12 protein-coding genes and 1 riboswitch are annotated in these 13,786 nt (G+C 46.8%); of the genes, 6 read left to right on the forward strand and 6 right to left on the reverse strand.

Features of this window, described 5'->3' with window-relative positions; genetic code table 11:
* Positions 1–82 precede the first annotated feature (82 nt).
* Complete coding sequence (locus NC996_RS07400; protein WP_190689982.1) at positions 83–3,112, reverse strand: valine--tRNA ligase; 3,030 nt, start codon at positions 3,110–3,112, stop codon at positions 83–85.
* A gap of 61 nt (positions 3,113–3,173) precedes the next feature.
* On the opposite strand from NC996_RS07400, the gene NC996_RS07405 reads away from it, so the two are divergent.
* Together NC996_RS07405 and NC996_RS07410 are read left to right on the forward strand one after the other, a co-directional pair.
* Positions 3,174–3,599, forward strand: a complete 426-nt coding sequence (locus NC996_RS07405; RefSeq protein ID WP_190411688.1) for a GxxExxY protein — start codon at positions 3,174–3,176, stop codon at positions 3,597–3,599.
* A 42-nt stretch (positions 3,600–3,641) separates the two neighbouring features.
* Positions 3,642–4,706: an ADP-ribosylglycohydrolase family protein gene (locus NC996_RS07410; protein WP_190689985.1), complete on the forward strand. Its 1,065-nt coding sequence runs from the start codon at positions 3,642–3,644 to the stop codon at positions 4,704–4,706.
* Positions 4,707–4,718: 12 nt separating this feature from the next.
* Here the strand turns inward: NC996_RS07410 and NC996_RS07415 are convergent, their stop codons facing one another.
* Positions 4,719–4,922, reverse strand: a complete 204-nt coding sequence (locus tag NC996_RS07415) for a hypothetical protein (RefSeq protein WP_190411686.1) — start codon at positions 4,920–4,922, stop codon at positions 4,719–4,721.
* A 138-nt stretch (positions 4,923–5,060) separates the two neighbouring features.
* The gene (locus NC996_RS07420) at positions 5,061–6,173 is read right to left on the reverse strand and encodes an acyltransferase family protein (RefSeq protein ID WP_190689988.1); all 1,113 of its coding nucleotides are present in this window, start codon (positions 6,171–6,173) and stop codon (positions 5,061–5,063) included.
* Positions 6,174–6,639: 466 nt separating this feature from the next.
* Here NC996_RS07420 and NC996_RS07425 point away from each other — a divergent pair, with 466 nt between their 5' ends.
* The 4 genes from NC996_RS07425 to sipA all read left to right on the forward strand — a co-directional run bounded on the left by NC996_RS07425 (position 6,640) and on the right by sipA (position 10,402).
* On the forward strand, positions 6,640–7,077 hold the full coding sequence (locus tag NC996_RS07425) for a nucleoside deaminase (RefSeq protein ID WP_190689991.1): 438 nt from the start codon (positions 6,640–6,642) through the stop codon (positions 7,075–7,077).
* 680 nt (positions 7,078–7,757) lie between these two features.
* Positions 7,758–8,474, forward strand: a complete 717-nt coding sequence (locus NC996_RS07430; protein ID WP_190689994.1) for a hypothetical protein — start codon at positions 7,758–7,760, stop codon at positions 8,472–8,474.
* Between the two features lie 291 nt (positions 8,475–8,765).
* Positions 8,766–8,901: riboswitch (cobalamin riboswitch) on the forward strand.
* A gap of 42 nt (positions 8,902–8,943) precedes the next feature.
* Complete coding sequence (locus tag NC996_RS07435; protein ID WP_190536777.1) at positions 8,944–9,984, forward strand: sirohydrochlorin chelatase; 1,041 nt, start codon at positions 8,944–8,946, stop codon at positions 9,982–9,984.
* Positions 9,985–10,093: 109 nt separating this feature from the next.
* On the forward strand, positions 10,094–10,402 hold the full coding sequence (sipA, locus tag NC996_RS07440; protein WP_190411680.1) for a regulatory protein SipA: 309 nt from the start codon (positions 10,094–10,096) through the stop codon (positions 10,400–10,402).
* 90 nt (positions 10,403–10,492) lie between these two features.
* On the opposite strand, the gene NC996_RS07445 is transcribed toward sipA, so the two are convergent.
* From NC996_RS07445 to NC996_RS07455, 3 genes are all read right to left on the reverse strand, one after another.
* A complete protein-coding gene (locus tag NC996_RS07445; protein WP_190525543.1) occupies positions 10,493–11,341 on the reverse strand; it encodes a hypothetical protein in 849 nt (282 codons plus the stop codon).
* Between the two features lie 277 nt (positions 11,342–11,618).
* A complete protein-coding gene (locus NC996_RS07450; RefSeq protein WP_347275958.1) occupies positions 11,619–12,503 on the reverse strand; it encodes a lysophospholipid acyltransferase family protein in 885 nt (294 codons plus the stop codon).
* Between the two features lie 305 nt (positions 12,504–12,808).
* Positions 12,809–13,720: an endonuclease/exonuclease/phosphatase family protein gene (locus NC996_RS07455; RefSeq protein WP_339380538.1), complete on the reverse strand. Its 912-nt coding sequence runs from the start codon at positions 13,718–13,720 to the stop codon at positions 12,809–12,811.
* Positions 13,721–13,786 lie beyond the last annotated feature (66 nt).

Here is a 13,786-nt window from a genome sequence, read left to right on the forward strand (position 1 = left end):
GCAAGAAGGAGTGTGTAACCCAGAGTGGGATTCGTAGGGGCGAGATATCTTTGCCCCTACGCGATCGCTTCTACAGTCTCTTCTACAGTTGCGCGAGTCGTTCGCGCAGCATTTCTGCCTGTGTCTCGGCTTCGGCAAGGGCATCCCGCGCTCCCTTGACGACATCAGCGGGTGCTTTATCAACAAATTTGGCATTGCTCAAACGTCCCGAAAGGGCTTTTGCTTCTGCTTCAACTTTGTTCAAATTTTTCTCTAACTTGGCACGCAGAGCATCCACATCAACGACACCAGCGAGGGGAATCGAAACTTGCACCGTACCCACGACACCAGCGATCGCTTGTGGCGTATCCGCTTGTACGGTACTTGCCGGTTCTGGGAGAGGGACGGTGGATGGAGGATTCGTAGCACTAACTTGTTTGGCTTCTGAGACACGGGTTCCGAGAATTTGTTTTGCCACTGTTGCCACCGCAATTACACCAGTGCCCACTAAAAAGAGCAAGGGCAGCAACAGTAAAAATGGCAAGAAAATTGGGCTAATTTTAAAGTTGCCTTTTTCGTTGGCAGATACCGCCTGATTGGGTGTTTCGGCAGATGAAGGCGGTTGTTGTGTTTCGGCTGTCCCTGGAATGGTTAATTCTTCCACCTTCGCCAAGTCTTGAATATAAGACTTGCCAGCCAAGAGGATATGCTGTTCGCGATCGCTTTCAGTTTGCAAGATTGCTGACACCTTCACCCCAGGCTTAATATCTGCTTCTGCCCGTAAGTTGCGAATCGTCCGAATTGTGCCAATCAGCAGCTCAAATTGTTGCTCTAAATCCGGGTTAATGAGTGCTGGATCGGATTTGGGATAAGATTGCAACGCTAAGCTTTTGCCTTCATTCGCTTGAGTCAGCGTATGCCAAATTTCCTCGGTAATGTGCGGCATGAAAGGATGGAGTAATTTTAGAATTCCTTCCAGCACATAAGCGAGAGTTTGCTGAGCAACCAACCGCGAGGAAGCGGGGGCGTCTGGGCGCAGGCGAGGTTTGACCAGTTCAATGTACCAGTCGCAGAAATCGCCCCAAAAGAATTCATACAGTCCCTTAGCGGCTTCACCAAGACCATAGTTGTTGATGTAGTCGCCGGTTTGCTGCACTACTTGATGGTAGCGGGAGAGAATCCAGCGATCGCAGAGTTCGAGATCCCCCCCGGTACTTTTTGTTTCCCCCTCCCCGTTAACGGGGAGGGTTGGGGTGGGGTTCCCCAATTGTTGCGGCGTCTTGCCATCCAGATTCATCATCACAAACCGGGCAGCATTCCACAATTTGTTCGTGAAATTGCGGCTAGCTTCAACCGAAGCCGATTCATCGGTCTTGCGGTTGTACTCCATCCGGATATCTTGACCCGCCCCAGCCACTTCTTTAATTAAGGTGTAGCGCAGGGCATCGGTGCCGTATTTGTCAATCAGCAATAGCGGATCGATGCCATTGTTGGCAGATTTAGACATTTTCTTGCCGTTCTCATCCAGCACTAAGCCGTGGATGTAAACGTCCTGGAAAGGCATTTTTCCCGTAAAATGCCCCGCCATCATCGTCATTCTGGCAACCCAGAAGAAGATGATGTCAAAGCCTGTCACGAGGGTTGTGGTGGGGTAATAGGTTGTTAAATCTGGCGTCTGTTCGGGCCAACCCAGCGTCGAAAAAGGCCACAAACCAGAAGAGAACCAGGTATCGAGAACATCTGGATCTTGTTCTAGCTTGACATTTTTTCCAAATTGTGCAAATGCCTTCTCCCGTGCCTCTGCCTCGGTACGGGCGACAACAAACGGCGTTTCGTCGGTAATTGCGTCGCCTGTTTCACTTACCGCATACCAAGCTGGGATTTGATGTCCCCACCACAGTTGGCGAGAAATACACCAATCTTTTAGTTTTACTAGCCAGTCGCGATAAACCTTCGTCCAGCGTTCTGGGACAAACTCCGGTGAATTCCGATCGTCCAGAAACCCTAGCGCCCGGTCAGCGAGAGGGCGAATTTTGACAAACCACTGAGTTGAGAGGAGGGGTTCGACCGGGACTTTCCCGCGATCGCTATAAGGAACCTTATGCTTATACTCCTCTACTTTCACCAGAACGCCGTCTGCTTCCAGTCGCTGCACCACATTTTTCCGGGCAACAAAGCGGTCTTGCCCCTGAAATTCTCCAGCGTTTTCGTTTAAGGAGCCGTCCTTATTCATGATGTTGATAAACGGCAAAGAGTGACGCTGACCCATTTCAAAGTCATTGGGGTCATGGGCGGGTGTCACCTTCACGCAACCCGTCCCGAAAGCCGGATCGACCAATTCATCGCCAATAATCGGAATTTCTCGCCCCATAATTGGCAGCGTCAGCATCTTCCCAATCAAATGCTTGTAGCGGTCATCGTTGGGATTCACCGCCACCGCTGTATCGCCCAGCATGGTTTCGGGGCGAGTTGTGGCTACTTCAACATAGCCGTTGCCATCGGTGAGGGGATAGCGGAAGTGCCACAGATGCCCGTTGACTTCTTGATTATCCACCTCCAAGTCAGACACGGCAGATTGACTCGCGGGACACCAGTTCACCAGGTAATTGCCGCGATAAATCAGTCCTTCCTCATACATTTGGATAAAAGCTTCCAACACTGCTTTGGATAAGCCTTCATCCATCGTGAAGCGTTCCCGCGTCCAATCTACCGAGACGCCCAAACGCCGCAGCTGATTCACAATGGTTCCCTCAGATTCGGTTTTCCACTGCCAAGCCCGTTCTAAAAACTTCTCGCGTCCCACCTCATGGCGAGTTTTTCCTTCTGCCTTCAGTTGTTTTTCCAGTACGGCGTTCACCGCGATACTGGCGTGGTCGGTTCCCGGTACCCACAGCGTGTTGCGTCCTTTCATCCGGTGGTAGCGTACGAGGGTGTCAATCAGGGAACTCTCGAAGGCGTGTCCCATGTGCAAGCTACCCGTGACGTTAGGCGGCGGAATCACGATGCAGTAAGGAACGCCTGGATGATTGGGGTCGGCTTTGAAGACTTGGTTTTCTTCCCAGAACTTCTGCCACTTGGTTTCTGTCGTAGTGGGGTCGTATTGGCTGGCGAGGGCGGGGATTGTTGCGGTCATGCTGGGAAGAATAAATGAAGACGGCTTTACATAAATTTTGCCATACGGTAGGGAAGGGTATATGAGAACGAACCGCCAAGACGCCAAGGACGCCAAGAGAAGAGAGCCAAGTGAGGAGGTGGATAAACTTGCGTATGCTGTGATAGGTGCGGCGATGGAGGTGCATCGAGTGCTGGGGCCGGGATTTTTGGAGTCTGTGTATCAGGAGGCGTTAGAGGTAGAGTTTCGGTTGCGGGGAATATTTTCTAAACCTCAGAAAACGCTAGCTGTGACCTATAAAGGTCATCAAGTGGGTGAAGGCAGATTAGATTTTCTGGTTGGTGATGTCCTAATTGTTGAATTGAAAGCTGTTCAAAACCTAGATCCTATTCACCAAGCCCAAGTCCTCTCCTACCTTAAAATGACCAACTATCCCCTTGCCCTGCTCATCAACTTTAACGTCTCCCTCCTCAAAGACGGCATCCGCCGCATCGTTCTCTCTTCCTAACTCTCTGTGCGTCCTCTGCGTCCTTGGCGGTTCGTTAATCCCATGCCCCTTCAAAAAGCAGATGCAATCATTGGCTGTATACTTGGAACTGCTGTAGGTGACGCCATCGGACTCCCTTACGAAGGCTTATCTAAACAACGACAACATCGCCTTTATCCTCAAATAAACAGGCACCATTTCTTCTTTGGTAAAGGCATGGTCTCCGATGATACGGAACACACCTGCATGGTTGCCCAAGCTTTAATCGTTGCGGGTGGGGATGTCCAGATATTTGCGAAACAACTGGCTTGGAAATTGCGCTTCTGGTTACTGGGTCTGCCAGCAGGTATCGGATATGCTACCTTAAAAGCGATTTTGAGGCTATGGCTGGGATTTTCCCCCAATCGCGCTGGTGTTTTCTCTGCTGGAAATGGCCCCGCGATGAGAAGCGCCATTATTGGCGTCTGTTATGGGGATGACATCCAAAAATTACGCGAGTTCGTCAGAATATCCACCCACATCACCCATACCGATCCAAAAGCGGAATATGGGGCTTTGGCAGTAGCGATCGCATCCCATCTATCCAGTCACCAATCGTATGTTTTGCCCCAAGATTACTATCGCACTCTTGAAAAGATCCTAGGAGCAGAGTCTGGTGAATTCTTGCAGCTAATTAAAAAAGCTTGCGACAGTGCAGATGCCCAAGAAAGTACAGAATCCTTTGCCGCCCACATGGGGCTGGGCACAGGCGTCACTGGCTATATTTATCACACAGTGCCGGTGGTGATTTATGTCTGGTTGAGATATCAGCAAGATTATCGAACCGCCATCCTAGAAATCATTCGTTGCGGCGGGGACACAGATACCACAGCAGCAATCTTAGGCGGAATTATCGGGGCATCTGTAGGCAAAATCGGCATTCCCTCCGTGTGGCTTGATGGTCTTTGGAAAATGCCGAGAAATATTAATTGGATGGAAGTATTGGGAAGGAGATTAACTGAGGTGTCTGAGCGAGGTGTAGAACAACGAGCATTGTTTCTGCCTGTGCCTAATCTTTTCCTGAGGAATCTGTTCTTCATGCTTGTGGTGATCTTGCATGGATTCCGTAGGTTATTACCACCCTATTGAGTAGCGATTCACTTATTCCCCTAGTTTCAGCAAACCATGACGGACACCATAAAATAGCCGATTGAGCATGGTTTGTTCTTCTTCATCCAGCCAATCTTTAGTGAGCAGGACAGTTTGCAGCTGGTACTGGTTCACAGGAGTAATCCGGCGGGAGACGAATATCTGAGCAACTAGATCCTCGATAGTCACTTGGGTCGGAAAAAACTCAGCTGTCATGGTCAGATCAAGAATTTGATATCTCTACTCTCAGCTTTTTCCGAACCATCCCCAGTGATGCAAGCTAGAAAAAATTGTGACAACACCTTAAAAACTAAGTGATCCCGGTCATTTCTGGAGTCATGAGAAAGTGATGTCTCAGATTTTCAAAAACCACTTTTGGCGATACATTGCGTACAGAATCGCCCACCAGAACAACAATGTCACGATGGCGAACAATAAAGAGGCGTTCATCGCTCCCGCCCAAGACACAAAGGCATTCTCATAGATCCAGTTATAAGTAGTTGGGGCGGTTTCGCCGGTTCCAACGTGGGTTTTAGCCAGGATTTTAATCAGCACAACTGAGGCGACGAACGCGAAGATAGCGTTTAACCCCATAACTTCAAACGGCTTCCCCCAGCGGCGGAACTTCCGCACTTCCATCAATTCATAACAAGCTGCCAGCAACAGCAACGCCCAACCAGTTGTGAAAAGCACAAAAGAACTCGTCCACAGTTTCTTGTTGATGGGAAACGTTAACCCCCACGCCCATCCAGCGACTAGGCAAGCAATGCCAAACAAGACCAAGCCGATACTGGTGCGTGACTGTACTGGTTGGGTGCGTATCCAGTCAACCGTAAAGTAGCCGGTGAGGACGGTGACAACTGCTGGAAGAGTGCTGAAAAGACCTTCAGGATCTCCCATTGAGTTGAAATTATCTCCCTTATACAGATGCGCTGTGCCAATAATCAGGCGGTCAATATAAGCGCCAAAATTCCCTTCCCTCGTTAAGACACCAGCTCCATAATCGGGAACCGGGATCAAAGACATCGCTATCCAGTACCCAATGAGTAGCAGTGCTGCTAGTACCCACTGTCCTTTGCGTGGCACGTTAAGAACGATTAGAGCAGCCACCAGGTAGGCAAGGCTAATCCGCTGCAAGACACCCATGATGCGGATGGAGCTGAAGTCATAATTCCAGAAGCCGTTCAGCAGTAAACCAAGAATAAAAAGAATCGCCGCTCGACGTAAAATTTGTCTATAAACATCGGCAGTAGGGCGGTTCCCTTCCGCGTATTTGGAAAGGGAAAAGGTCATTGCCCCGCCGACAATAAATAGAAAGAAGGGAAATACCAAGTCTGCCAAGGTGCAGCCGTGCCATTCTGCGTGTTCCAGGAAAGGATATACTTGGTCGGCAACTCCCGCCTGATTAACTAAAATCATTCCCGCAATGGCAATACCTCGAAACACATCGAGCGAAGTCAAGCGCATAGTAGAGTTTCCAGAAGCAAGACATTAATAAATAACAGGGTGATAGGCATCACTCTATCGAACGAAGACGTTCATCTTGTCGCTTAGGGTAACATCACGGGGAAGGAAATCAAAATAATTCCCGATTAATTAAAGAGTTGTAGGAGCGTGATGCTAGCTCTAGCCGTTCAAGCTTAATACTAGGGTCACGAAACTACTCGATAAAATTTTGGTATCGCGAATTACTCGTACTGACCCGCAACAACTAAGCGCGGCGTTGTTGCAGGCTTTCTTGAAGGAAGTAGAACATATTCTGATGGACGGAATACTTTCCTGTGGTTGATATAGATTGCTAATGTTCAAAAATTAAGCAATTGTTTTTTAGCATTTTATTTAGTTGATTTAAGTATGAGAATTTATAGGCTTACATTAAAATAGGATAAAATAAGTCTCATCCCGAAAATTATTTTTTGGTCGCATAAGTTAGATGAAAACAGAGAAATTCATGAAGATAGCCCTAGAAGAAGCAAAGCTAGGAGATGCTCCTTACGGTGCAGTAATTGTTAAAGACAATCAAGTAATTATTAAAGCGCACAATACTGTCGAAACGGATAATGACCCAACTGCCCATGCAGAAATCAACGCAATTCGGTGTTTAACAAAAGAAATAAAAAATCCTTCTTTAGAAGGTTATACCTTGTACACAACTTGCGAACCGTGCCCAATGTGTACAACAGCTTGTATATGGGCAGGGATATCTGAAATGATATTTGGAGCTTCCATTCAAGACTTAATTGAGGCTGGTGTTCCCCAGATTGACTTATCTAGCGAAGAAATTCTTAGGAAAGGGTCTAAGAAAATAAAAGTGACCAAAGGGCTTCTAAAAGAAGAAGCTCTACAATTATTCAATCATTCAGGCGGCTAGGTTAATCGGGTAAAGGCAGCTTAGCCGAGGTGTGAAAATTCTTGTGACACGCTTACCCACTGATGATACCCCTTAAAAAGGGGACTTTGAGTGGTTCGGTTCCTTCCTCTTTAAGCTTCCCTAAGGCAGGGTGGTTTCATTTATTAAAAGAAAATTCTGTAACGTTGATTTTGGTTGGCGGTAGGGGCTTTTTGATTGCCATGCCCCTACAAAATGTCGCAATGCCTCGATATTTTCTAAGGGTTGTATGAAACCACCCTGCTTTTTAAACTTCCTTAGGGGGAGCGGATACTCTCGGATATTAGGAGGGACATCCTCTTCCGCAGGATTTCATTAACGTGCCACTTCAGCGGCAATTAAAGGTAAAACTTCCGGTTTTCTAAACCTTAATTCAGCTCATTTAGAAAGCATATCAATTGGCAAACCCTCTTCTGTCCTTGCGAAGGTAACAGAAGAGGGTTCGCTGTGGAAAATAAAGAAAAATTAAATGGGGTGGTTCCGTCTAGGAGGAAGCGTTTCCGAAGAACCGATATTTTTTTTAAAGTCAATTCGTATTTTCTCTGAAATAAAGATGTAAAAGTTATTAAATTCACAATTTTATTAATTTGACTTTATTATAACTTTATTTAAATAAACGTATTCTGGTTTTAGTGAGCAAAGCATCTACAAAATAACAAGTTATGAAAAAGCTTTTGATGTTGGTAGCGATCGCGCTGTTTGTTCCATTCTTTGCCCAGCGCTCCGAAGCTGCCACGATGCTTAAGGTGTCCCAAGAATCTAAACCAGGCTTGGGTGACTTTGATAGTAATATTTTGGGGTTTGTTGAAGCTTTCAGTACAAATAAAACAGCAGCAAATCACTACCAGTATAGCAAAGGTTATAGTTCATCTTTTAATAACCCAGCCCTGAGTTTAACGGCTAAGCAATCTCACCTTTTTTTTGTAGATGCTATTGATGGGCTGTCACTGTTCATCGTTCATTCTAAGCCGGGTAATCTAACAGGTGGAGCAGCTAAAATGAGCTTTAACTTGTTGGGAGATACGGCGGAATTAAAAATTGTTGACGATTTAGGTGAGGCAACTGCAAATTCCACTGGCACCCTCTTTATTTCAAATCAGGGTTGGGGAGCTTGTTGCACTGATGGTTTAGCCATTGGTTCGCTTGACAGCAATTGGGAAATGTTAGTGCAATTTACTGCACCGCCTAGAGAGTTGAACCGCTGGCAAGTGTATTCTTCATCAACCTTGGCAAATATTTCACTCTCGATGCAAACAGGGCGTCGAGTAAAATTAAACGTTGCACCCGTATCTACACCTGAGCCTTCAAGCATGACTTCCTTAGTTTTTGCCGGGTTAGCACTGGCTGTACGTCGTCGCACTCAGGGCGGTATTTTGTAATGGATAATTTGTATTTTTTATCAGACTTCTATGTATGGGGTTAGCTTTATACAGTCAGCAATGGTTTGGATTGATAAGGTTCTATAAGCTACAAAAAACGGGAGCATCCCGCTTTTGTAAAAAAGCCACAAACGGTCAATCAATTCTAGAGTTGCTCGATCGATCGCCAAACTTGCGAATGATACTCGATAAAGTGGGGAAAATTTTCCTTCAGTTTTGATGGGGCATCAAAAACTGGCATCTGGAGAGTCTTGGGAATACCCCCTCCCCCTGGATTTTGAGCTGCGACCGGATCGGCTAAGATATCAAGGCACACGTAAAGGGTAACAACGTGGGGAAACGCCGGTGCAAATCCGGGGCTGTGCGGCAGCTGTAAACGAGGTGACTCTCGGAAGCCAGAATGCCTACTTAGTACTACCTTCATACAGTCTAACTTCCTGCCTTGCACGGGAAAGGAGCAATCAAATTGATGCCTAGTATAAATTCAACCGATCTGATGGGACTGCAATCCCCTACTCCCCAGTCGATTCAATTGCCGCCGCTACCTTTGCGTCGTCCGTTGTTGATGGTTGGTCATGGCACCAAAGATGAGGATGGACGGCAGAGTCTTCTAGATTTTGCCGATGCGTATCAAGCGTTAGACCCGTCGCGTCCTGTTTTACCTTGTTTTCTAGAACTCACTACCCCCACGATACAGGAGGGGGTGGATCGCTGTGTAGAAGAGGGTTACACGGAACTCTCTGTATTGCCGATTTTGCTATTTGCAGCTCGACACAATAAGTTTGATGTTACGAATGAGTTAGACCGGGCAAGGGTTAGACATCCCCAGGTGAAGTTTTACTATGGGCGTCATTTTGGGATTACGCCAGGGATTTTGGATTTGTGGCGATCGCGTCTTTCGGAATTAGACCAACCCCAGTACAATCGCTCAGAAACGGTTCTGCTCTTTGTCGGTCGGGGTTCCAGCGATCCTGATGCGAACAGCGATGTTTATAAGCTTGCCCGGATTCTGTGGGAAGGTAGCGGCTACGCCACCGTTGAAACTTGCTTTATCGGCATTACCCATCCTCGCCTAGAAGAAGGGTTCCGCCGTGCTAGACTCTACGAGCCTAAACGCATTATCGTCCTACCGTACTTCCTATTTACCGGCGTCTTAGTTAAAAAGATTTTCGACATCACGGCGCAACAACAGGAGCAATACCCGGATATTTCCATGACTTGCCTACCAGAAATGGGCATTCACCCTCAGTTGTTGTCTGTATTAAGAGAACGAGAAATTGAGACACAGTTGGGGCAAGTGCAAATGAATTGCGAAATGTGCAAATTCAGGATAGCAGCCAATAGCAACAGTAAGGGGCACACTCCCGCCCACGATCATTCTCATCATGGGCATGGACATGGGCATGGGCATGGGCATGGGCACGGGCATGGTCACGATCATGCTCACCCTGCTGAAGATCCATACAGAAATGTAGAGCAATATCACCAAAAGATTTGGCAAGCGCCTTGAATATTTGATAAGTAGTCATTAGTCAGTTGTTATTAGTCATTGGTGTCACTCGCAAAGAACTTAGAACTAATGACTACTGACACCCAACTACTTCATTACCTAAAAACTGATGTCTAAAGAATTTGTAATTGGTGAGCGAGTCCGTGTGGTAACGTTGCCGCCTTACGTTAAAACAGCGGAACCGATGCCGATGCTGCGTCCTCCTGATGTGATTCAGCTTGGGGAAGAGGGGGTCGTTGTTGACCGGCGTCCAGGGGGATATTGGAGCGTCCGCTTTGCCAGAGGAGTTTTTTTGCTGGATAGCCAGTTTATAGAGTCTGTGCAGGCAATCGCTGATACCGAATCAGAGACAGAGGCAACTGATGTGCGATCGCACAACGTATCGCTGGAGCAAAAATATATCGTTGATCCCAGCTGAGTCAGAGGCGATCGCGTGTCTTCAAAGCAAGGCGTTCGCCTAGCGCTGACTTGTCAGTTCGCACCTCAACAATCGCTAACCCCGATTAAATTACTTCCGCTTTTTCTGGTTTTTCTTGCGTGACTCCTTGGACATCTTTTTTTTAGACTTGGCTTTGGGATCGCTCTTGCCAGGGCGAAAGCCTTTTGCTTCCTGAGAAATTGATGAACCCGTGAAGCCAGGATCGCTGACCCCCTTTCTTTGAAAGCTCTGGTTAAATTCTTTCTTCGGTAATTCTTCAGGCGACTTCAAGCCCAATCCCACCTGCACATCATCCCAGTCTCCTACCAAGAAACGATCCACGGTATCAGCAGCAAAGACACGCTCTATCAGCGGCGCGGACTCTACCGCCTTCAGATCGACCAGGGAACCTATGAGAAAGCTATTCAATTCTGAGCCGTTTTCTGCAAACGATTCCAGTTGATGGGTGAGAATCGCAACACACTCAGGACGAGCCTCAGGATGATCGATTGCAATGTCTTCCAGACAGTTAAGGGCCGTTGTGCGGGGGAATATCGCCTGAGAGGTATCCGCTAGATAAGCCGCCAGAGCCGGAATCGCGGCTTGCCCGATCATGCTATAGACTAATGGCAGTTCTTCGGCAATCCATTCCCAATAGTTGCTTTCCTCTTTCTCAAACAAGCCCATGAGCGGCTCAATGCCAGCCTCAGCGCGGAGTTGGCCCAATGCTCTCCAGGCATGAATGGGCGCCCAGGATTCGAGCGTGTCTTCATCATCCCGGTATAACTCGTTGTCTGTTGCCATGCGGATCAAGTTAGGAATGTCCGTGGGGGCAATACCGAGTTCCAGATAGTCAGGCCAATTGTCAAAGTCCATCTCGGCGCAATTGCCATAGGTGAGCAGCTGGTTTACTGGTGGTGGATAACTCTCTATGCTCATCTCAACCCCTTTGTTTTCATCTCGATTGCTTCTCCCTAGATTCACTTGAGCTTTGGCACCCTCAAGTCCTCATCTCTATCACGATACCGAGGATGAATCAATATAGATAATTAGTCGCGGGATAGCGAAGCAACGTTACTCTCAAGCGTGCTTCGCCTTCATTAATTCACCGCTACTAGGTGAAAAAGTGAGTTGGGAGGGGAAGATCCCCGGTCCGATCGCCCTCTTGTATTCTTTTCTCTGGCTTCTTCGCAGTTGGTTTAGTTCCTGTGCCTTTTTAGGGTGCGGATGATTGCCTCGCGCTAACTTCTCGAACTAAACGGTCTAGTGCAAGTTGCATCTGGGTACAAACTTTTTCATAGCAAGCATTCACATAAGCGCGATCGCTAGCTGCTGCACGACCATAGCGTTCAAACACAATCGGGGCAAGGACACGAGTATGAATTTGCACTGGCAGCGGAAAATTCGGGATCGGGCCAATTGCCACTCCCCAAGGCAACCCTAAATAAAGTGGAAATACACCCGTTTCAGCATCTAACTTCCAGGGAAAGCCCCATTCATGCAGTTGTCGCACTTGCTGGTAGAAATCTGCTAGAACAATCAGCGTCTCGTGGGCACCATGAGAAATAATCGGTACAATTGGCGCTTCTTCCCGCAGTGCCAGTTTGATAAATCCCTTACGCCCTGCTAGATGAATTTGATAACGCTGGTTGTAAGGACGAAACATATCTTCAGCCCCGCCAGGATAGACGAGTACCGCAGCATCCCGCTGGAGGGCAGCGATCGCTACTTTCGGATGCGCGATCAGCGCCCCTACCTGGGCAGCTGGCACCGCGAAGATAGGAGTTTTCCAAGCAGACGGATGCATGAGTCCATAAGCTAAGCGTTCGTAGCCAAACCGGCGGAACCAGTCATACAAAAACATCGAAGTATCGGGCGAAGCCAAACCTCCATTATGGGAACCGACAACCAGCACCTTCCCTTCGGGGGGCATATGATGCCAGCCATCCGTTTGAACCCGAAAATAGTGGCGGTAGAACCATTCCCATACCGGCATCCAAGCTTTAATCACATCGGGATTTCGCTCTTCTAGCGACCAACCATCAAACTGATGACCGGCGGTTTTGCCGTCACTGCCTCTGCTACCCGTAGAAACATTAATATTGTCAAACAATGGTTCTTAACCACCCGAAACTCATAAATTGCGTTCTTTAGGATAATCTGCTGCCGAGTCTATTGGCAAACATTTTCCCTTTTTCTAGCGATCGTTTCCCAATCTTTTTCGGTTAAGGCTCGATCCCCAAACCCTGATTAACAAAAGGGGCAAATTTCCTCCCTTTTAAGGGGCTAGGGAAGGGATTTCTAAGGAGCGAACACCACTAAGGGGACGTATTGCATTACTTGCGCTCTCAGTTTACCTATCTTGCCCTCATTTCTACCTTTTGTGTTGTTTGCGCCTGGAGTGGTTCATTTCTTTTCTGGAATTACCAAGTCTGCAATTAAAGGTCGGTGGTCTGAACCAACATTCGGCCCAGTGCGAATATTCTTGACTTTAATTTCTGGACTGATTAAACAATGATCGATAGGAATGGATAACGCAAAAGAGAAAGGTGGGAGAGTTTGAGAATAAGAAGCTTTCATAGGCCAACTCGGTAGAATCCCAAATCCTTTCTGGGCATTATGCAGCCCAGTTTTATTGATAAATCTTTTGTAATAAGGAGACCACATAGTTATATTTAAATCCCCAACCATTACAACTGGGTTTTTCAATTCTTGTATATATTGGCTGATTTTGTCTAGCTGCTGATTCCGAGAATGAAAGAAGGTAGGTTTGACGGGCGGTAGCGGATGAGTGGCAATCAGGGAAATCAATTGTCCGTTCATCGTAAAGTTGCCAACAATACTATTATTTTTATCTGTCCCAAAAAGATTGATAGAAGCGTTGGTGAGAGGCTGCTTGCTATAAACGGCGATACCTAGATTATAAGGATTAGGTTTTTTAATGGAGTAGGGAAGAATATCAAGAACAGAATCTAATTGTTTTATCCAAGCGTCGTTAACTTCTAAAAAGACAGCAATTTCTGGTTTTTCTTTTCTAACGACAGACAATATTTTTGAATAGCTTTTATTTTGCGTATTCAGATTTGAGCTTAAAATTCGGATAGATTCAATATTATTCCCCGGTTTTGGCGATAGAGAAATATACCAAGGGAGTATCTCTGCCAAAAGTAGAGAAATACAAAATAGGCTAATCAAGATTAAGAGTTTTTTGCGAGTCAGTAAGAGTAAGGCAAATAACACTAACCCTACAATGAGATATTGCAGTTTAAAGTGAGAAAGCTGTTCTAAAAAGATATTCCAGCCAACTAAGCTAAGCAAAGAAAGCAGCGTTATCCCCAAAATCCCCAAGAATAATAAATAGGGAATTACCTTGATGAAGAGATG

Source organism: Trichocoleus sp. ST-U2, from assembly GCF_039961875.1.
In the GTDB taxonomy this organism is placed as follows: Bacteria; Cyanobacteriota; Cyanobacteriia; order Cyanobacteriales; family FACHB-T130; genus FACHB-T130.

Excerpts from the sequence above, each read along its gene's own strand:
- NC996_RS07420 (WP_190689988.1), bottom strand. The coding sequence starts at position 6,173 with ATGCGCTTGACTTCGCTCGATGTGTTTCGAGGTATTGCCATTGCGGGA.
- NC996_RS07425 (WP_190689991.1), top strand. The coding sequence starts at position 6,640 with ATGAAAACAGAGAAATTCATGAAGATAGCCCTAGAAGAAGCAAAGCTA.
- NC996_RS07445 (WP_190525543.1), bottom strand. The coding sequence starts at position 11,341 with ATGAGCATAGAGAGTTATCCACCACCAGTAAACCAGCTGCTCACCTAT.
- NC996_RS07415 (WP_190411686.1), bottom strand. The coding sequence starts at position 4,922 with ATGACAGCTGAGTTTTTTCCGACCCAAGTGACTATCGAGGATCTAGTT.
- NC996_RS07405 (WP_190411688.1), top strand. The coding sequence starts at position 3,174 with ATGAGAACGAACCGCCAAGACGCCAAGGACGCCAAGAGAAGAGAGCCA.
- sipA (WP_190411680.1), top strand. The coding sequence starts at position 10,094 with ATGTCTAAAGAATTTGTAATTGGTGAGCGAGTCCGTGTGGTAACGTTG.
- NC996_RS07435 (WP_190536777.1), top strand. The coding sequence starts at position 8,944 with ATGCCTAGTATAAATTCAACCGATCTGATGGGACTGCAATCCCCTACT.
- NC996_RS07430 (WP_190689994.1), top strand. The coding sequence starts at position 7,758 with ATGAAAAAGCTTTTGATGTTGGTAGCGATCGCGCTGTTTGTTCCATTC.
- NC996_RS07400 (WP_190689982.1), bottom strand. The coding sequence starts at position 3,112 with ATGACCGCAACAATCCCCGCCCTCGCCAGCCAATACGACCCCACTACG.
- NC996_RS07410 (WP_190689985.1), top strand. The coding sequence starts at position 3,642 with ATGCCCCTTCAAAAAGCAGATGCAATCATTGGCTGTATACTTGGAACT.